We start from the raw sequence: 18,036 nt of genomic DNA on the forward strand, positions 1-18,036 counted from the left end.
ATCCTACGTCACCGCGTGCCGCAGCACCTGACCATAATGTTGCGGGACCGCCTCACAGACTGTTCGCGAGCAGCGCGTATTCGGCCGCCACCTTCTGCCGGACATCCGGTTCTTTGTCGCTGGTGACGACACCCACATAACGTTTGTACGCGACGTAGCACCGGAACTTGTATTCGCGTTCCGGATTGCCCTTGCTGTTGAGCTGCAGGCATTTCGCGCCGGGCACGTCCTTCGGTGCTCCGAGCGTGTCGTAGTGTGCGCCTTCGCTTTCCATCAAACCGGCGGCCAGCTCCTGGGCGGCGGCGCTATCCCTGGTGCGCGCGACGTAGCTGTCGTCGGCGATGGCCTGACGGTCCACGCCCGCCGCTTGGATCAGGCGCAGGTGTGCCGATTCGTCGTCGGCGCGGTGCACCATGTGGTGCGGGCCGAAAATGGCGAAGGTGGCGGTGTCGGGGGTGCGGTTCTTGCGGTCGCTGACGGCGACGCGGGCGAGCAGCCCTTCGGGGTCGACCGGCAGATCCTCGATCTTCTCCTGCGGCGTCGCCTGGAACTTGTCCAACTGGGCCACCTCGGCGGCGAGCGATTTGTCGACCCACTCCACCAGATCGGTGCTGTCGGCGCGCGGGCGCTGGATGAACAAGGAGATGACGAACTCCTTGTGAGCCATGAAGGTGCCGACGGTGGGAACGCCGGGGCGCCAATGGATGTAGGCGTCCGGGTAGGCGGTGGAGGGCAGTTTGCGGTTCTCCGGTGAGATCGCGATGTCGACGTCCTCGAGCTCGCGGGCGGCGAGTTTCGCGATCGCCTGGTCCGGGAAGCGGAACAACGCGATGGTGACCGCGGTGGCTTCGGGGGCGGGGTTGGTCTGTCCCTCGGGGTCGGGGCGATCGGCACCGCTGGCGGCGTAGCCGGTGATCAGTTTGCGGTCGTCGAAGACCGGCTTGGATGACTTTGCGACGAAATCGAGCGCCTGCTCGGCGTCGGCAACCACCGCACTGCCTCGGCCGACCTTCAGCGACGGGTCGATCTGCACGGTCGGGACCACCGCGTCGGACATTCGCATGCCCTCGACCAGCGCGGCTTTGTCGCCCGCGTCCTGGTCGTACCGGTGGCGGTCGACCGCGTAGGTGCCGACTTCCAGCTGGCGCACGTCGATCTCACCGGCGGTGGCGGTGCCTGGCACGCCGCCGCATCCGGTCAGCAGACCAGCCACTGTGATACACGATGCGACCAGCGCGATACGTGATGTCCGAACCATGACCGGCCCCTCGTTTCCTCCACGTGCTGTCACTGAAGTTACCGGACGGACGCCGGGCAGGGGGCCCGATAGTTGTGGGATTGCAATACCCTGGGTCGTGTGCAAACGACCCCGCAGCGCCCGCTTCGCCGAGGCCGATTCCTTTGATGGACCGGCAGGTCGAGGTCGTTGTCGGTAGTCACGCGGTGGCGCGCGTCGCGGGGTCGGTGGTGGTGGTCGCGCACCGCGGACGGGGCAGGCCGACCCAGGATTCGCCGGCCGCGCTGGCCCTGGAATCGCTGGCCGAATTGGTTCGTACGGCCACCGAGCACGAGCCGAACGGGCCGGGGGCGTTGGTGGCGCGGGAGGCCACCCGCTGGTTGATGAAGCATGCCGAGCAGATCAGCCCGGGGGAGCCGATCGATTTCGGGATTCTGTCCACCGCGGACAACGGTGGGGTGGCGATTTTCCTGCACGGTGCGGTGACGGCGGTGCTGGCCGGGGACGGCGCGGTCGAGCGGTACCGGGGCAGTGACGCGGCGTTCACCGTCGATCGGGTGGCCGGCGTGCCCGCCCGGGCCGTCGCGCTGTTCGTCGACGACGCGAAGGGGCGCATCCCCGAACTGCCCGCGGAGCGCGGCATCGGCTGGCTGGTCGAGGGCATCGCACAGGCGGGTGGGGCGATCATCTGGTCCGACGGTGCGCGGGCCCGGTCCGGTGCAGTACGCGAAGGGGCGCACCGCCGCGACGAGGAGGCGCCGCTGCCGACCGCGCGCATCGACCACGACCCGCCACCGGAGCAGCAGCGAGAAGCGGCGCCGCCCACCGGAAGTCAGGCGGCGACCGCCGCGCACCGGACCGGCGGCGCACCGGAACCGCAGCACGCGCCGACCCAGTTGCGCGGCACCACGCCGGCCCCGCCGCCCGACCCGGACCTGCAGCGCCGATTGGAAGCCACCGCGAAGTCCACCGCGCTCACCGTCAAGGTGATGGGATTCAAGTGCGCCAGAGCACATCCCAGCGATCCACGCGCGGCGTTCTGCACGGTGTGCGGCATGCCGGTGGACCAGACCCAGCCGCTGATCGAGGTGGTCCGGCCGCCGCTCGGCATGCTGATCCTCGACGACGGCATCACCTTCGTGCTCGCCGCGGACGCGGTGATCGGCCGCGACCCAGAGCATTCCGATGCCGCGCAACGCGGCCTGGTCCCGTGGCGGGTGGAGGACTCCTCGGGCGGTATGTCCCGCGCGCACGCCGAGATCCACCTCATGAATTGGGACGTGACCGTGGTGGACCGCGGCTCGACCAACGGCACCCGTACCCGCCTGCCCGGCTACCGCGACTGGATTCGCCTGGCCCCCAACCAATCCATGGTGCTGGTCCCGGGCGCCGAGGTCATGCTCGGTAATCGGGTGCTGCGCTTCGAGCCGATGGCCCCGCCGCCGTTCGGCGGTTGAGACGCGAACCGATCTTCAGGTCAGGAATACCTTGACATGCAGGTCTTTTCGCCGTTGATCACACCGGCGCGGAAGGCGTCGACGCGGGCGAACCCGCTGCGCACGGTGTTGCCCTCGGTGTCACTGGCCGCCAGCCCGTCGGTGAGCAGGCCGGAGACGGCTTCGTCGAGATCGCCTGCGGCCAGGCTGATGTCGCCTTGGCCGGAGGTCCGGCCCGGCTGGGCGAGCTTGCCGGTGATCACGCCGGACAGGCAGGCCGCGCGCAGGCCGGTCTTGGGGCCGACGAGCTGCTGGCCCTGGTTCTGCTGCACCGCAAGGGTGTAGCGGGAGATGAAGACGATGTAGCCGTTGTAGTCGCCGGTTACTTTGAGCGGCAGCGGGTCGTCCACATCCCAGTTGGAGGCGCCGCGCTGGGCGAGGGCGGGGATGTCGGTGCCGATGGTGTTCTTCTCGGGGCAGTAGCTGACCGGCTCGGTGGGCACCCCGTTGCGGCAGGTGATCTTGGCGCCGGAGTAGTCGTAGGTCGGGGACGGCTTGGTCGGCAGCAGCGCGGCGAGGGCCTTGCTGAGCTCGATCAGGGTTTCCTTGTTGATCTCGTATTCGCCGCGGCCCGTGTCGTCCTTGAAGTCCTTCGGCAGATTGCCGCGCCGCTGGGTGATCTCGTCCATGTCGATGCGCTTGCAGCCCTTCGGGCCGTCGGTGAAACCGACCTGCACGGCGGTGACGCGCTCGAAGGCCGAGCCGTGCACGCTCTCCGGATCGTCGGGGTCGGAGTCGCGGATGGCCACGGTGGCGGCGAGCACCGAGTTGAGACCGTCGGAGGTATTGATGGTGAAGTGCTTGGACTTGCCCTCCGCGACCGAGCGCATGAACGCACCGGCGAAGCAGTCCGCCTGCTGTTCCTTGACGATCACCGGATCCTTGGCGCCGACCAGCTTGGCCATGGTCTGCACCGCGTGCCCGTACTCGTGCGCGAGCACCATGACCACGGCCATCTTGCCGAAGGTCTCCGTCATGGCGGGCAGCAGTACCGAGCGGTCCCAGCCGATGGAGTTGTCCAACCGGCAGTACGCGGCGTTCACCAGATGAAAGGTGGTTTCCTTGCAGAATTCGACGGAATCACTGCGCGTCGCCTTCGCGCTCCAGGAGATGAGCTTCTCGACCGGCTGAAAATCGGCGTTCTGGAACTCTTTGCCGAACTCGGTGCGCCAGTAGGTCTGGATGTCCTCGACTGCGTTGAGGGCCAGGATGTCCTCGGCGCTACCGTCCCCGTTGGTCGCCTTCAGCGAGCTGTCCTCGACGCCGGGCCGGGGGCCGCTGGGACCGCTGGTGGTTGGCAGTCCTGCCACCTTGAACGGGTCGTCGTAGATCGAGACGGCGCGGCCGTCGATGAGTCGGGTGCAGCCCGCGACCAGCAGCACGACGATCAGCGCGGCGGTAATGGTCGCCGTCGCACGGGCTTTCGGCAAGGATCCCCCTAATCGGCCGGTATCGCGTTCACATCGGTCGCCGGATCGGGGTATGAGGCGCGTCGGGGGCACCGCCGATGTCCGGGTGATGGAATAGTATCCGCTGCATGTCTTCACCGGGGGCGCAGACCATCACCGTGCGCCATGATGGAAACGAACGAGTCTTCGATTCGAGCCAGCAGGTCACCATGGGTCGTGCGCCGGAGGTGACGCTGTTCGTCGACAGCCCGCTCGTTTCGCGGGTGCACGCGACGCTCGCATGGCAGGGTAGCGCCTGGGTGTTGTCGGACAATGGAAGTACCAATGGCGTGTTCGTCGACGCGCGCAGGCTGACCCAGGCGGTCTCGATCGATCGGCCCACGCAGGTGCGGCTCGGCGACGCGATCAGTGGGCCGTTGCTACATCTGCTGCCCGCTAATCCGCAACCCCCGCAGCGCCCTTCGGTGCGGCCACCGCAGTCGGGTCAGCAGCCGATGCCCGGCCAGCCGATGCCCGGCCAGGCCATGCCGGGTCAGCCCATGCCGGGTCAGCCGATGTCGGGGCAGCGGCCCGCCCAGCAGTTCCAGCGGCCGGCTTATCAACCGCCGCAGGATGCGCCGCCGCAGGTCAATATCAATATGACGACCCGGGCCGACACCTCGAACATGCCGCCGGTGCGCGCCAGGGCCTCCACCGCGGCGGTCGCCAGGGCCGATCGGCTGCCCGCCGGGGGCCTGTCGATCGGCCGCACCACCGACAACCAGATCGTCGTCAACGACCCGCTGGCCTCGCGCAAGCACGCGCGTCTGGTCGCGGCCGCCGACGGGCTGACCATCGAGGACCTCGGCTCGGCCAACGGCACCTTCGTCAACGGCCACCGGCAACAGCGGGCGGTGCTGCGCGAGCGCGACATCATCACCATCGGCAACATCGACTTCGTCGTCCAGCAGGGCACGCTGGTCCTGCGGCAGAAGCCGGTGGCCGAGCAGGGGCTCGCGGTACACGGCGTCGGATTCACCGTCGAGGGCAACAAGCAGCTGCTGGTCGACGTCAATATGCAGGCCAGCCGGGGCACACTCACCGCGCTGATCGGTCCGTCCGGCGCGGGCAAGTCGACGCTGTCCAGGCTGATCGCGGGCACCACACAGCCCTCCGGCGGTGTGGTCACCTTCGAGGGCCGCAATCTGCACGCCGAATACGAGGCCTTGCGCTCCCGGATCGGCATGGTGCCGCAGGACGATGTGCTGCACCGTCAGCTCACCGTGCGCCAGGCGCTCGGCTACGCGGCCGAGCTGCGGCTGCCGCCGGACAACAGCCGGGCCGACCGCCAGCAGGTGATCGACGGTGTGCTGAAAGAACTTTCGCTGACCGAGCACGCCGACACCAGGGTGGACCGGCTCTCCGGCGGCCAGCGCAAGCGCGCGTCGGTCGCGCTGGAACTGCTCACCGGACCGTCGCTGCTGATCCTGGACGAGCCGACCTCGGGCCTGGATCCGGCGCTGGACCGGCAGGTGATGGTGATGCTGCGCGAGCTCGCCGACGCGGGCCGCGTGGTGATCGTGGTGACGCACTCCATCGCGCACCTGGACATGTGCGACCAGGTATTGCTGCTCGCGCCCGGCGGCAAGACGGCCTACTGCGGCAACCCGGCCGGCGTCGGTGCCGCGCTCGGCACCACCGACTGGGCGGAGATCTTCGCCAACGTGGCCGCCAATCCGGATCAGGCGTTCGCCGCGTATCGATCCAGGCAGGCGTTCGCGCCACCGCCACCACCGCCGCCGCAGCAGTACGGGCCCGCGGGCTCGCCGCCGCAATCCAGTGGCGGCAAACAGTTCTCGACGCTGTGCCGCAGGCAGATCCGGTTGATCCTGGCCGACCGCGGCTATCTGTCGTTCCTGGTGATCCTGCCGTTCATCCTCGGCGCGCTGTCGCTGGTGGTGCCGGGCAAGGACGGTTTCCAGCGCGGGGCGTTGAAGGCGTTGCCGGACGGCACCTTCGTGCCGACCGGCGGCGGCGAGACCCAGCAGCTACTGGTGGTGCTGATCCTCGGCGCCTGTTTCATGGGCTCCACGCTCACCGTGCGCGACCTGGTCGGCGAACGCACCATCTTCCAGCGGGAACGCGCGGTCGGGTTGCTGCCGTCGGCGTACCTGTCCGCGAAGATCGCGGTGTTCAGTATCACCGCGCTGCTGCAGTCGGCGGTGCTGGTCGGCATCGTGCTCGCGGGCAAGAAGCGGCCGGGCGAGGGTGCGGTGCTGGCCTCCGGCAGCGCCGAGTTGTACATCGACATCGCGTTGACCGCGGTGTGCTGTGTCGTTGTCGGACTGCTGCTTTCGTCGCTGGCGAAGTCGAACGAACAGGTGATGCCGCTGCTGGTGGTCGCCATCATGGTGCAGCTGGTGATGGCGGGCGGGTTGATCCCGGTCACCGGTCGCGTCGTGCTCGAGCAGGTGTCCTGGCTGTTCCCGGCGCGCTGGGGGTATGCGGCCGGAGCCTCCACGGTGAACATTCGCGAGGTGTTCCTCAACGCACAGCCCGACACGCTGTGGCAGCACACGGCGAGCATCTGGGCGTTGGACGTCGGTGTGCTGTTGCTGATCACCCTGGTGCTCGCCGTCATCACCTGGCGACGGCTGCGACTGAAGTCCTCGGCCGCGTGATGGGCGAGCGATTTTGCGGCCCCGACCGGGGGCTCCGGACAACGGCAAGCATCTCGGCCGCACACCAGGCACACTTATGCCTGTGACGGTGCGAGTAGGGGCGGTACATCTCGGCTGGGATGTGGTGTCCGTGGCCGCGGGTGGCGGTGGCACACCGATCCGCCCGGTTCAGGTGGAGGGCATGTGGACACCGCCGGCATATCTGCTGGCGGATTCGTCGGGACGGTTGCACACCGCCGGCGTGGACCGGCAGCGCCCGGACCTCGGCATGGCCATCGCCGACGTGCGCGACATCCTCGGCCACCCGCAGATCGTGGTGGCCGGCGCGACCTGGCCCGCGGAGCTGGTGTTCCGGGCCAGGATGTACAACCCGCTCGCCGCCATCGGCAAGCACTTGCGTGGCAAGCCGGACCTGGTGGCGCTGCCGTACCCGGACGGCTGGCCGGACGAGAAGGTCGAGGTGTACGCCGCGCTGGTGGAGCAGCTCGACGTGACCGTCGAGCCGCTGCCGGAGAGCATCGCGCTGTCGGGGTACGTGCGCGCGCTCGGGCTGGTGCACCCGCCGGATCAGGCCAGGCCGCACGGCATCGGCGCGACTGGTGTGTACTCCGACGGCCGGACGATGCTGGTGGTCGCGGTGCACGGCGACGACGAACAGCCGACCGAGTCGGTCGACGTGCCGGTGACCGTGGAGTCCATGCGCGACGCCAGGTCCGCGGACAACGTGGTGATCGAGGTGATGGCCGCGGCCCGCTCGATCGGCGCGGACACCTCGACGGTGCTGCTGTCGGGCAACGTGTGTTTCAACGACGCGCTGCGGTTGGCCTTCCAGAATCATCTCGGCCATCGGCTGCAGGTCGCCGATCATCCGATGCACGCACTGGTGCTGGGCGCGGCCCACCTGTTGGTGACCGATACCGAATCGGCAGAGCCGGAGCCGGTGGGCAGGCACGCCGAGCCCGCGCAGCCTCGGGTGGACCCCACACAATTCCAGGATCCCGGCCCGCAGTTCCGCGATCCGGCCGGGCACTACCGGGCCGAGTCCGCGCCGCAGCAGGCCGCGCCCGGACAGCGCCAGGCCGGTGCCGCGCATCGGCAGGCCGAGTCGGCACAGCGCCAAGCGGAGTCGTCGCAGCGCCGAACGGACCTGCCGCAACCCCACATGGATCCGTCGTCGCGGACGGTGCCGCCGGTGCAGTACGGGCCCGGCTACCCGACGACCGGCGAGGATCCGACTACGCGGATCAGCCGCGACGAGGTGCCGCGTGGACTTCCGCCGAATCTCGCCGAGCTGGGCGGCCGCTTCACCCGGCCGCCGGGGCAGTACCCCGAGAACCAGCCGGCTCGGCCGCCCGCCGATCCGGGTAGCCAGGGCGGGCCGCCGCCCGGCCAGCGCTCGTATCAGGCGCCGCAGTCCGATGCCGCGCCGGAGCGGCCCAAGCCGTGGCAGGAACCCGAATCCGACGACGACGAGGACCGGCCCCGCAAAGGCAAGCTCTGGAACAAGATGAAGGACAACCTGTTCGGGGCGCACACGGTGGTCGGCGCGGTGGCGCTGGCCGTGGTCGCGCTGCCGGGCGGCGGTGATCGCGTCGAGCTGACCGCCGCCGAGGTGACCCTGACGGCGGCACCGGGACCACTCGCCGCGGCCGACCCGATCGCCTGTCCGCTGACGCCCTACGTGACCAACGAGGTCCGGCCGGGCATCTCGTCCGCCCGCGGGCATGCGGCGGGTGGTCGGCGCAACGATCGGGGTGTTGTTGATCAGGACTGCGAGCAGCCGGGCATCGACACGTTGCGCTACCTGCTGCCCGGGCCGCGGCGGGCCATCGATCCCGGTCCGCCGATCCAGATCTGACGCGATTTAGACCGTCCGATCCGGGCTGGTATTGTGGCTCGTTGGCGTATGGATGGCCGGGCAACCGGCTGTGCAATCGAAACCCGGGTCTCCACCGGCCGCCGGGAGCTTCGACCACATGCCTGGCCGGCAACACCGACTACAGACAGGGAAGCACTGTGCCTACGTACAGCCCCAAGGCGGGTGACGTGACCCGTCAGTGGTACGTCATCGACGCCACTGACGTAGTGCTCGGCCGTCTCGCCGTGCAGGCAGCGAATCTGCTGCGTGGCAAGACGAAGCCGACCTACGCACCCAACTTCGACGGTGGCGATTTCGTCATCATCATCAACGCCGAGAAGGTTGCCATCAGCGGCAACAAGAAGGCGGACAAGCTGATCCACCACCACAGCGGGCACCCGGGCGGCCTCAAGTCGCGCACTGTCGGTCAGGTGTTGGAGAGCCGTCCGGATCGGCTCGTGGAGAAGGCCGTCAAGGGCATGATCCCGAAGAACAAGCTCGGCAACGCGATCGCGGGCAAGCTGAAGGTCTACGCAGGCCCGAACCACCCGCACGCCGCTCAGCAGCCCATTCCGTTCGAGATCAAGCAGGTGGCCCAGTGACCGCTCCTGAGGAGTTCAACGAGGAAGCCGTTGTCGAGGACTTCGACGCCGTTGAGGTTGTCGAGGACGGCGAAGGCTACGAAGAGGCCGAGGTCGCTGCGGAGACCTTCGCCCCGGTCGTGATCGACCGCCCGGTGCAGACCGTCGGCCGCCGTAAGGAAGCCGTCGTCCGCGTGCGCATGGTGCCGGGCTCCGGCAACTTCGTGCTCAACGGCCGCACCATCGAGGATTACTTCCCGAACAAGGTGCACCAGCAGCTGGTCAAGTCGCCGCTGGTGACCGTCGAGCGGGCCGAGAACTTCGACATCGTCGCCCTGCTGCACGGCGGCGGCCCGTCGGGACAGGCAGGCGCCCTGCGTCTGGCCATCGCCCGCGCGCTGATCGAGGTCACCCCGGACGACCGCCCCGCGCTGAAGCGGGCCGGCTTCCTGACGCGTGACCCCCGTGCCGTCGAGCGTAAGAAGTACGGTCTGAAGAAGGCGCGTAAGGCGCCGCAGTACTCGAAGCGCTGATTTCGGCCTCGTCGACTACCGTCATCCGGCACCCTGGAGGTGCCGGGGGCGGTGTGGTCGGCGGGCAAGCTGTACGAGAGCAGGCGCCCAGCACGGCTGGTCGCCTGCTCTCGTGCTGTATAGAATTTGCGGCGCCCACGGGCCCTACGTGGTTACACAGGCTGCCTCCTCCGGGCCTGACGCGGACGTCGCAGATCAACCCGCGGCGTTCTCGGGGCCCTTCGTGGCAACAGGCTGTGGCCTTCGGGCACGCCGCGGATCCACCGATGAGGGGCTGAGGTATGGGACGTTTGTTCGGCACCGACGGAATCCGTGGGTTGGCCAACGAGTCGTTGAGTCCGGAACTGGCGCTGCGCGTTTCGGGTGCGGCCGCCCAGATTTTGAGCAGTGGCAAGAAGCGTCCCCTCGCGGTGGTCGGCCGCGACCCGCGCGCCAGCGGTGAGATGCTCGAGGCCGCGGTGACCGCGGGGCTCACTGCCGCCGGGGTGAACGTGCTGCAGGTCGGCGTGCTGCCGACGCCCGCCGTCGCCTACCTCACCGGCCTCTACGACGCGTGCTTCGGCGTGATGATCTCCGCCTCGCACAATCCCATGCCGGACAACGGCATCAAGATCTTCGCCGCGGGCGGGCACAAGCTCGACGACGCCATCGAGGACCGCATCGAGGCGCTGCTCGCCGAGGACACCCCGCTGCGGCCGACCGGGCGCGGCATCGGGCGCGTGGTCAACGCGTCCGGCGCGCGCGACCACGGCCTGGCCATTCCGGAGCAGTACAGCGTCGCGAGCACGCACGAGCGGTACGTCGAGCACCTGGTCGAGGCGACCGCGCAGGATCTGTCCGGGCTGACCGTGGTGGTCGACTGCGCGCACGGCGCGGCCGCCGAGGTCGGGCCCGCCGCCTTCCGTGAGGCGGGCGCGACGGTGATCGCGATCAACGCCGAGCCGGACGGCCTCAACATCAACGATGGTTGCGGCTCAACGCATTTGGACACGGTGCGGCAGGCCGTGCGTGAGCACGGCGCCGATCTGGGCTTGGCCCTCGACGGTGACGCCGACCGGTGCCTCGCGGCCGATGCCGACGGCAATGTCGTCGACGGTGACGTCATCCTGGCGATCCTCGCCCTCGACATGCACGAGGCCGGCGAGCTGGCGAAGAACACCCTGGTCGGCACCGTGATGAGCAACCTCGGCCTGCACATCGCGATGCGCGAGGCCGGAATCACCTTGCTCACCACCGCTGTTGGCGACCGCTACGTGCTGGAGGAACTGCGTCGCGGCGGGTTCACGCTGGGCGGGGAACAGTCCGGGCACGTGATCTTCCCGAAGTTCGGCACCACCGGCGACGGCGTGCTCACCGGCCTCAAGCTGATGGCCCGGATGGCGCGTACCCGGCGCAGCCTCGCCGAGCTGGCCACCGTATTGCAGACGGTGCCACAGGTATTGGTGAACGTGCCGGTCAGCGACAAAGCCGTGGTCGCGGCGGCGCCCGAAATCCGCGACGCGGTACAGGAAGCCGAGCGCATCCTCGGTGATTCCGGCCGAGTCCTGCTGCGTCCCAGTGGAACCGAGCAGCTGGTCCGGGTGATGGTTGAGGCCACCGATCCCGCGCAGGCCAGGCAACTCGCCGACGATCTCGCCAAGCGCGTCGCCTCGGTCTGAGCCACGCCGGTCGGCGGCACATCGAGTGATGCGCCGCCGGTCAGGTGGTTTCGGTGAGCTTGCCGAAGTCCATGTGCCAGCGACGGGTGGACTGGACGGTGTCCAGCATCCGCCGGTCATGGGTGACCAGCAGCAGTGTGCCGGTGAAGGATTCGACGGCCTGCTCGAGTTGTTCGATCGCGGGCAGGTCCAGATGGTTGGTCGGTTCGTCCAGGACGAGCAGGTTCACACCGCGAGCCTGCAGCAGCGCGAGGGCTGCGCGGGTGCGTTCGCCGGGGGACAGGGTTTCGCAGGCGCGCAACGCATGTGAGCCGCGCAGGCCGAACTTGGCGAGCAAGGTGCGGATTTCCGCGTCCGGCCAGTCGGGCATCTGCGCGCCGAAAGTGTCGGCCAGCGAGGTGGTTCCGCGGAACAAGCCGCGGGCCTGATCGACCTCGCCGATCTGCACGCCGGACCCGAGCGAGGCAGTTCCGTTGTCCGGCTGAATCTTTCCGAGCAGCAGCGCGAGCAGGGTGGATTTGCCGGACCCGTTCGCGCCGGTCAACACGATCCGGTCGGCCCAGTCGACCTGGATGCTGATCGGGCCGAGGGTGAAATCGCCCAGGGTGAGCGTCGCGTCGGACAGGGTGGCCACCACCGAGCCGCTGCGGGGCGCGGCGCCGATGGTCATCCGCAGCTCCCACTCCTTGCGTGGTTCCTCGACCACGTCCAGGCGTTCGATGCGCCGTTGCGTCTGCCTGGCCTTGGCGGCCTGCTTCTCGGTGGACTCGGCGCGCATCTTGCGGCCCGCCTTGTCCGAGTCGACCTTCTTCGGGTCGCGCACCTTGCGGCGGGCGTTGCGCACACCGTGTTCGAGCCAGTTGCGCTGCATCTGGGCCCGCGCCTCCAGGCCCGCCTTGGTGTCGGCGAACTCCTCGTAGGCCTCGCGCGCGTGCTGGCGGGCGATCTCGCGTTCCATCAGGTACGCCTCGTAGCCGCCGTCGTAGAGGCCTACCTGTTGCTGGGCCAGATCCAGCTCGACGATGCGATTCACCGTCCGCGCCAGGAACTCTCGATCGTGACTGATCACCACCAGCGGCACCCGGACACCGGTGACGAACTGCTCCAGCCGGGCCAGGCCGTCCAGATCGAGATCGTTCGTCGGCTCGTCCAGCAGCAGAATGTCGAAGCGCGACAACAACACCGAGGCCAGACCCGCGCGTGCGGCCTGGCCGCCGGACAGGCCGGTCATCGGGGTGTCGAGGCCGCTGGGCAGGCTGGCGATCAGGCCGAGATCGGCGGCGATCTCCGCGGCGCGCTGGTCCAGATCCGCGCCGCCGAGGGCTAGCCAGCGCTCGAGTGCAGGCGAATACTCGTCTTCGCCGCCGTCGGCGATGCGTTCGGCGGCCGCGTCCATGGTGCGCTGGGCTTCGGCGACACCGGTTCGGCGACCCAGGAATTGGAGAACCGTCTCGCCGGGCACCCGCTCGGGTTCCTGCGCCAGATAGCCGACGGTGGCGTCGGGTGGGCTCAGCGTGATGCTGCCGGTCGGGGTGTGCCGGTCCGCGAGCATGCGCAGCAGCGTGGACTTGCCCGCGCCGTTCGCGCCGACCAGGCCGATCACGTCACCCGGTGCCAGGGTGAGATCGAGGTCGTCGAACAGGGTGCGTTCGCCGTGGCCTGCGGAGAGGCCGCGCGCATGCAGAGTGGTACTCACTTTCTCAAGTCTGCCGTGTCAAGGCTGCCTGCCATGCACCTGGTCGGACTTAGCTCGGGGTCACACCCTGAACTGGGGTACTGGGAAATCAGGGTAGGTATCGGTCCACGGAGCGATGCGCGACGACGTGCGGCTGGGCAGAGTGGAGTTCGAAGAGATCACCACCAGAGAGGGAAGATCATGACCGCACCTGCCCGCCGTTTCGCCCGCTCCAGCCACGACAAGTGGATCGCCGGAGTCTGTGGCGGCATCGCCGAGTACCTCGGCTGGAATGCCAATGTCGTGCGCCTGCTTTTCGTGGTTTCGTGCCTGCTGCCCGGCCCGCAGTTCATCCTGTACCTGGTGCTGTGGCTGCTGATGCCGAAGAAGTGAGGCACAGGGGGCTGCGTCGAGCTCCCATGGATGTCAGGATGGAGCGATAGCGCTGTTGTCGGGTGACCGGATGAACAGCATCACGAGTCCTGCTGAGGAGGAGTAATGATCACCTCGGGTGAATTGCCGGGTCTGGAACTGCCCGGCATCGACGCATCCTCGTCGCTGGATGGTCTCGGCGCGATCGAACTGCACCACCCCACCCAGGACATCGACGGTGACGGCACCCTCGACACCATCACCACCAACGGTGCCGACGCCATGCAGGTGTGGACCGACTACGACCACGACGGTCTCGCGGACCATGTCACCGTCGTGGAGAAGGACGGCGACTACGCCGCCTGGGAATTCCACCGGCATCCGGACGGGTCGTCGGAGTGGGTGCGGACCGACCACGGGAAGATCGGCAGGTAGTTCCGTCGGCGGGGTCGTCGCGACGCCGCGGATTCGATGGAACCGAACGCCGGGTGCGCGCGTCGAAGGAAGTATGGCGGCACTCGGCGAACACGGAGGGGCGTAGATGACCGGCGATCCGAGCGGCATGGTCGGGGTCCAGACGGGGGAGTTGGGACGGCTCGCCGCCGATTTACGAATATCCGGGCAGGTCGTGGCGCAGCGATCGAAAGACGTGACCGACAACGCGTTCGGACCCGGCGACGCAGGCGCGCACTACGCCGAGCACGGCAAGCAGATCCAGCAGGGCTTCGATCGGATCGCGCACTGGATGCAGAACTGGGCCGAAGCGACGATCACCACGGCGGACGCACTCGGCGCCTCGGTCGTCCGGTACTCCGACACCGTGCAGGAGACCGCCGGTGACATCGCGAAGGCCGGCCGTGACATCCAGCCCTGAGCGCCGGGACGCCGACACCGCGACGGCAGGGGAGTAGCCGTGGTTTTCACCGTGCCCGCACACGCGCCGATCAAGGAGTACCTCGACATCGGCTCCCGAAGTCTGTTGTACTTCGAGCATTTCGAGCCGCGCTACCGTCGCGCCTTCGGTGAGTCGCCCGCCGACCTCGCGAGCTATGCGCAGCTGCACCAGCGCTTCTACGAGCAGAACGGGCTGAACGAGGACAAGCTGTACAACGCCTCGGCCAGGCTGCAGGAGGTGCTGCAGGACGCCGGGGTGCAAGTGGACAGCCAGCGCGTTTCGGCGCAGGCGCTGCCGTCGCTGTGGCAGGGGCAGGCCGCCGATGCCGCGATCGACATGCTGAATCAGCAGGTCGGGCGGGCCGACGCCGACTGGAAGACGGCCGGGGCGGCCTGGCGGGCACTGGCCGGTTCGATCGCCGCCTTGCGCAGCGCGGTGAAGATCAAAGCCGATGTCGTGGCGCACATTCTGGAGCACGGCGAGGCGGTGAAGATCGACGGGAAGACCCCGGAAGACGTCGACGACATCATCTCGGGCACGTCGATCTCCTTCAGCAACATCACCCAGAAAAGTCTGCTCAGCAAGCTGTGGCGGATCTTCCCGGAACTCGCCGAGGGCAACGTCGCGCAAGACATCGTGCTGTTGATTCCGGGCACCGACTATCGGGATCGGATCCAGCAGCGGTGTCGCGACTGGCTCGACAAGGTGTTCCAGCCTGACTACACGGCGAAGGTGCGCAAGTTCACCGATGTCTGCGACCTGACCGATCAAGGGGTCGAGAACGTCTATGAGCCGCTCATCGGTGCGCTGAATCAGGTTCCCGATACGGCTTATCCGCGTCCGGCGGGGATGCCGGAGCAGCCGAAGAGTGCGGGCACGCCGAAGGACACCGCAGTGCCCACCCAGCCCGGGAATCCCACGGTGCCGACCGTTCCGGCCGGCACGCCGGCGACACCTGCCTCGCCCGCGCCGAGTGCGCCTGCCTCGCCGACGCCGAGCACGCCTTCGTCGCCCGCTTCGCCGTCGGTGCCGAGTGCGCCTGCTACGCCAGCGACACCTGAATCGCCGTCGACTCCGGCTTCGCCGTCGAGCCCGGTCACTCCGGCGACACCAAGCGTGCCGGCGACACCCACTGCGCCGACCGTGCAGGTGCCGAACACCTCGTCGCTGGAGGGACTACCGGCGCTCAGCCAGGTGGCGAATCAGCTGTCGCCGTTGGCATCCGGGATCGGTAACCTCGTCGAGGCGGGGATCAGCTCACTGACCGGGATCATCAAGGACGGCGTCGACGGCGCGGTACAGATGGTCGAGGACGTCATCGACCCGAGCCAGGCGGACCGGGATCACGACGGGAAGCCGGACGGTAAGCCCGCCGCCGAGTTCGATGTTGCCGGTAAGCATTTGAAGTTCGAGATGGGGCCGGACGGCCAGTTGACGTTGATGATGTCCGAAGCCGACGGGAAGACGCAGGAGTTCAGTCTGCGGCTCGACGAGCACGGCATGCCGGTCCTCGAGATGAGCGAGCCGAAAGATGGTTCGCCTGCGGACAAACCGTCGCCCACCGATCCCGGCCCGCCCGCGCCATCGACAGAGCAGCCGTCACCCACCGACTCGGTGCCGCCCGCGGGTAAGTCACCCAGCGACGCCAGCCCCTCCGTGCCGCCCGCGGACAAGTCGTCGGCCGCCGACCCCGCCCCGGCCGCGCCGGAGCAGAAGAAGTCGGTCGAGCGGCCCAACGCCGCTGAGGAGAACACCGGCCAACCGGGCGGTCGCCCCGGTGCCCCGCCCATGCGGCGCGAGGAAGACGGCGAGCACACGCCCAAACGCATGCCGGGCGAACAGAATGCGGAGGCGCCCTTCGACAGCGGCGCGGAGTTGGCCGAGGCAGGCCCGATGGGCGACCTGGCCGAAGCGGGTCCGCTGTGAGCACGCCACCGCGCAGTGCGGAGCCGGAGGCCTGAGGTGCGGTCGAGTCAGGAAGTGAGCGAGCGCTCGGTCAGCCCGGTGCGCTCGGATAGTGGTCCGGTCGAGCGGCGGTGCGGAGCCGCGAGCTGATGTCCACCTGCGGATCGGGGAGAATCGACATCGTGAGTTATGCCGAGGAGATCGAGCGCGTCGCCGAGGAATGCCGCCGCCGCTCGGCACAGCTGCTGGACGAACTCGACGAGATCAACCGCAAGACCGCGGACACCAGCCGTGAACTCACCGATAAGTCAACCGCCGACCTGCGCGAGTTCTGGACAGCGCACTCCGCCGAGCTGGAGAAGGCGCGAGCCGAGGCCGAAGAAAAAGAACGCCTGGAAACTGAGGCCCGCGAACAACGCGAAGCCGTCGCCCGCTCCATCGCCGCCCGCAAAGCCAACCGCGACGTGCTCCCGGTCGACCAGGAAGACGAAGAAGCCGCGTTCTACCAGCGCGAAACCTGGCTGATCTAACCCGCCAGCCAACTGCCATGTGGTGTGCGGGATGACGCTGCGGCCTGTCGCCTCCGGCCGTCCAGCGGATCGCGCGGTGTTGCACTATCCGAGTGTCGACACGGTGAATCGAGTCGCCGGCGACTGCCAGGTGGTGTGCGGAACGAACTTGCGGCAGCTTGCTCCGAGCCGCCGAGCCGCCGAGCCGCCGAGCCGCCGAGCCGCCGAGCCGCCGAGCCGCCGAGCCGCCGAGCCGCCGAGCCGCCGAGCCGCCGAGCCGCCGAGCCGCCGAGCCGCCGAGCCGCCGAGCCGCCGAGCCGCCCGCGCGGACGAGCCGCCCGCGCGGACGACGTGGAGTTGCGCTAGCGGCGGAGCAAGCTGGCGAGCTGGCCGACCTTCAACTTCGGCGGCTTGGTCTCGTCCTCGGCTTCCGGATCGACGACCACCGTGTGCGGGATCTCCGCCTCCGGGTCGGCGAAGGGGCGGTAGGTCTTGTCGCCGGTGACGGTGGCGAGCAGGTAACCCGCGAGCAGGGCTCGGGTGGTGCGGGCGGTCTTGGATTCGTGCTTGCCCGCGCCGACGGCGGCCAGCACGCGACGACCCTCGATGATGCCGTTGTGCGAGGCGCCGTCGATCGCGCGGAACACCGACGGGCCGCCCCATGCGGTGGCGAGCGGAATGGCGTTGGAGCTGACCGAGGCGAGATCGGTGGCACCGGCGAGAATCAGCGCGGGCGTGTCGAGGTCGGGTGCGAGGTTCTCTGCGGACGGTGCGGTCGGCGCGGGGAACAGTGCTGCGACTGCGGCGACCTCCCGCTGGGTCGCGGCGATGACGGCGGCCCCGGCGCCCATGCCGTGCCCGACCAGGGCGAGCCGGTCGGGATGCACGCTGATCGAGCCGTCACCGAGCCGCACGCCGGTGCAGATGTCCAGGGTGGTGAGCAGATCGGTCGCCAGGCCCAGGTGTGACGGAATCGGGCCGCGCTCGGTATCCGGCGCGGCGGCGACGAAACCCCAGGACGCGAGATGCTCGAGTAGCGCACGGTAGTTGGCGGCGCCGGTCAGCCAGCCGTGCCCGAACGCGACGGCGGGCAGGTTGAGCCCGGATTCGGGCGTGAACACCACCCCCGGCTGCCCGGCGATCGCCAGATTGCCGCGCAGCACCCGATGGGGGCCGCGGCTGGTCAGGGTGCTCAGGAGCGATTTCACAGACGCCGACACGACAAGAACGTTATCCGATAAGTACTCT

The 18,036-nt window shown here is 68.7% G+C and carries 16 protein-coding genes; 12 read left to right on the forward strand and 4 right to left on the reverse strand.

Features of this window, described 5'->3' with window-relative positions; translation table 11 throughout:
• Positions 1–52 precede the first annotated feature (52 nt).
• Positions 53–1,258 (reverse strand): hypothetical protein, encoded by a 1,206-nt coding sequence (locus tag DMB37_RS25740; RefSeq protein ID WP_135234867.1) that lies wholly within the window; start codon positions 1,256–1,258, stop codon positions 53–55.
• 146 nt (positions 1,259–1,404) lie between these two features.
• On the opposite strand from DMB37_RS25740, the gene DMB37_RS25745 reads away from it, so the two are divergent.
• Positions 1,405–2,694 (forward strand): FHA domain-containing protein, encoded by a 1,290-nt coding sequence (locus tag DMB37_RS25745; protein WP_135234868.1) that lies wholly within the window; start codon positions 1,405–1,407, stop codon positions 2,692–2,694.
• Positions 2,695–2,714: 20 nt separating this feature from the next.
• Here the strand turns inward: DMB37_RS25745 and DMB37_RS25750 are convergent, their stop codons facing one another.
• Positions 2,715–4,163: a metallopeptidase gene (locus DMB37_RS25750; protein WP_135234869.1), complete on the reverse strand. Its 1,449-nt coding sequence runs from the start codon at positions 4,161–4,163 to the stop codon at positions 2,715–2,717.
• 107 nt (positions 4,164–4,270) lie between these two features.
• Here DMB37_RS25750 and DMB37_RS25755 point away from each other — a divergent pair, with 107 nt between their 5' ends.
• The 5 genes from DMB37_RS25755 to glmM all read left to right on the forward strand — a co-directional run bounded on the left by DMB37_RS25755 (position 4,271) and on the right by glmM (position 11,432).
• Positions 4,271–6,802 carry an FHA domain-containing protein gene (locus DMB37_RS25755; RefSeq protein WP_135234870.1) on the forward strand — a complete coding sequence of 844 codons (2,532 nt, stop codon included), beginning with the start codon at positions 4,271–4,273 and terminating at the stop codon, positions 6,800–6,802.
• A 76-nt stretch (positions 6,803–6,878) separates the two neighbouring features.
• Positions 6,879–8,660 carry a hypothetical protein gene (locus DMB37_RS41430; RefSeq protein WP_240771657.1) on the forward strand — a complete coding sequence of 594 codons (1,782 nt, stop codon included), beginning with the start codon at positions 6,879–6,881 and terminating at the stop codon, positions 8,658–8,660.
• 158 nt (positions 8,661–8,818) lie between these two features.
• Entirely contained in the window at positions 8,819–9,262 is a 444-nt protein-coding gene (gene rplM / locus DMB37_RS25765; RefSeq protein WP_135234871.1) for a 50S ribosomal protein L13, read from the forward strand.
• Positions 9,259–9,774 carry a 30S ribosomal protein S9 gene (rpsI, locus tag DMB37_RS25770; protein ID WP_107654233.1) on the forward strand — a complete coding sequence of 172 codons (516 nt, stop codon included), beginning with the start codon at positions 9,259–9,261 and terminating at the stop codon, positions 9,772–9,774. The genes rplM and rpsI overlap by 4 nt, the downstream gene beginning before the upstream one ends.
• A gap of 281 nt (positions 9,775–10,055) precedes the next feature.
• The gene (gene glmM / locus DMB37_RS25775; protein ID WP_135234872.1) at positions 10,056–11,432 is read left to right on the forward strand and encodes a phosphoglucosamine mutase; all 1,377 of its coding nucleotides are present in this window, start codon (positions 10,056–10,058) and stop codon (positions 11,430–11,432) included.
• A gap of 40 nt (positions 11,433–11,472) precedes the next feature.
• Here the strand turns inward: glmM and DMB37_RS25780 are convergent, their stop codons facing one another.
• Positions 11,473–13,128, reverse strand: coding sequence for an ABC-F family ATP-binding cassette domain-containing protein (locus DMB37_RS25780; protein ID WP_135234873.1), 1,656 nt, complete (start codon positions 13,126–13,128; stop codon positions 11,473–11,475).
• Between the two features lie 180 nt (positions 13,129–13,308).
• On the opposite strand from DMB37_RS25780, the gene DMB37_RS25785 reads away from it, so the two are divergent.
• From DMB37_RS25785 to DMB37_RS25810, 6 genes are all read left to right on the forward strand, one after another.
• Entirely contained in the window at positions 13,309–13,500 is a 192-nt protein-coding gene (locus DMB37_RS25785) for a PspC domain-containing protein (RefSeq protein ID WP_107654236.1), read from the forward strand.
• A 105-nt stretch (positions 13,501–13,605) separates the two neighbouring features.
• Positions 13,606–13,914: a DUF6802 family protein gene (locus tag DMB37_RS25790; protein ID WP_135234874.1), complete on the forward strand. Its 309-nt coding sequence runs from the start codon at positions 13,606–13,608 to the stop codon at positions 13,912–13,914.
• Positions 13,915–14,020: 106 nt separating this feature from the next.
• Positions 14,021–14,353, forward strand: a complete 333-nt coding sequence (locus DMB37_RS25795; protein WP_135234875.1) for a hypothetical protein — start codon at positions 14,021–14,023, stop codon at positions 14,351–14,353.
• 39 nt (positions 14,354–14,392) lie between these two features.
• The gene (locus DMB37_RS41435) at positions 14,393–16,300 is read left to right on the forward strand and encodes a hypothetical protein (RefSeq protein WP_135234876.1); all 1,908 of its coding nucleotides are present in this window, start codon (positions 14,393–14,395) and stop codon (positions 16,298–16,300) included.
• 161 nt (positions 16,301–16,461) lie between these two features.
• Positions 16,462–16,809, forward strand: coding sequence for a hypothetical protein (locus DMB37_RS25805; protein ID WP_135234877.1), 348 nt, complete (start codon positions 16,462–16,464; stop codon positions 16,807–16,809).
• Between the two features lie 135 nt (positions 16,810–16,944).
• Complete coding sequence (locus DMB37_RS25810; protein ID WP_135234878.1) at positions 16,945–17,154, forward strand: hypothetical protein; 210 nt, start codon at positions 16,945–16,947, stop codon at positions 17,152–17,154.
• Here the strand turns inward: DMB37_RS25810 and DMB37_RS25815 are convergent.
• Positions 17,151–18,008 (reverse strand): dienelactone hydrolase family protein, encoded by an 858-nt coding sequence (locus DMB37_RS25815; protein WP_135234879.1) that lies wholly within the window; start codon positions 18,006–18,008, stop codon positions 17,151–17,153. The genes DMB37_RS25810 and DMB37_RS25815 overlap by 4 nt on opposite strands.
• Positions 18,009–18,036 lie beyond the last annotated feature (28 nt).

The sequence above is a fragment of the Nocardia sp. CS682 genome (genome assembly GCF_004634405.1).
Taxonomy (GTDB): domain Bacteria; phylum Actinomycetota; class Actinomycetes; order Mycobacteriales; family Mycobacteriaceae; genus Nocardia; species Nocardia ninae.

Bases quoted from the DNA above. Each gene is read 5' to 3' on its own strand.
- DMB37_RS25740 (WP_135234867.1), bottom strand. From the start codon at position 1,258: ATGGTTCGGACATCACGTATCGCGCTGGTCGCATCGTGTATCACAGTG.
- DMB37_RS25790 (WP_135234874.1), top strand. From the start codon at position 13,606: ATGATCACCTCGGGTGAATTGCCGGGTCTGGAACTGCCCGGCATCGAC.
- DMB37_RS25795 (WP_135234875.1), top strand. From the start codon at position 14,021: ATGACCGGCGATCCGAGCGGCATGGTCGGGGTCCAGACGGGGGAGTTG.
- glmM (WP_135234872.1), top strand. From the start codon at position 10,056: ATGGGACGTTTGTTCGGCACCGACGGAATCCGTGGGTTGGCCAACGAG.
- DMB37_RS25785 (WP_107654236.1), top strand. From the start codon at position 13,309: ATGACCGCACCTGCCCGCCGTTTCGCCCGCTCCAGCCACGACAAGTGG.
- DMB37_RS41430 (WP_240771657.1), top strand. From the start codon at position 6,879: ATGCCTGTGACGGTGCGAGTAGGGGCGGTACATCTCGGCTGGGATGTG.
- DMB37_RS25755 (WP_135234870.1), top strand. From the start codon at position 4,271: ATGTCTTCACCGGGGGCGCAGACCATCACCGTGCGCCATGATGGAAAC.
- DMB37_RS25745 (WP_135234868.1), top strand. From the start codon at position 1,405: ATGGACCGGCAGGTCGAGGTCGTTGTCGGTAGTCACGCGGTGGCGCGC.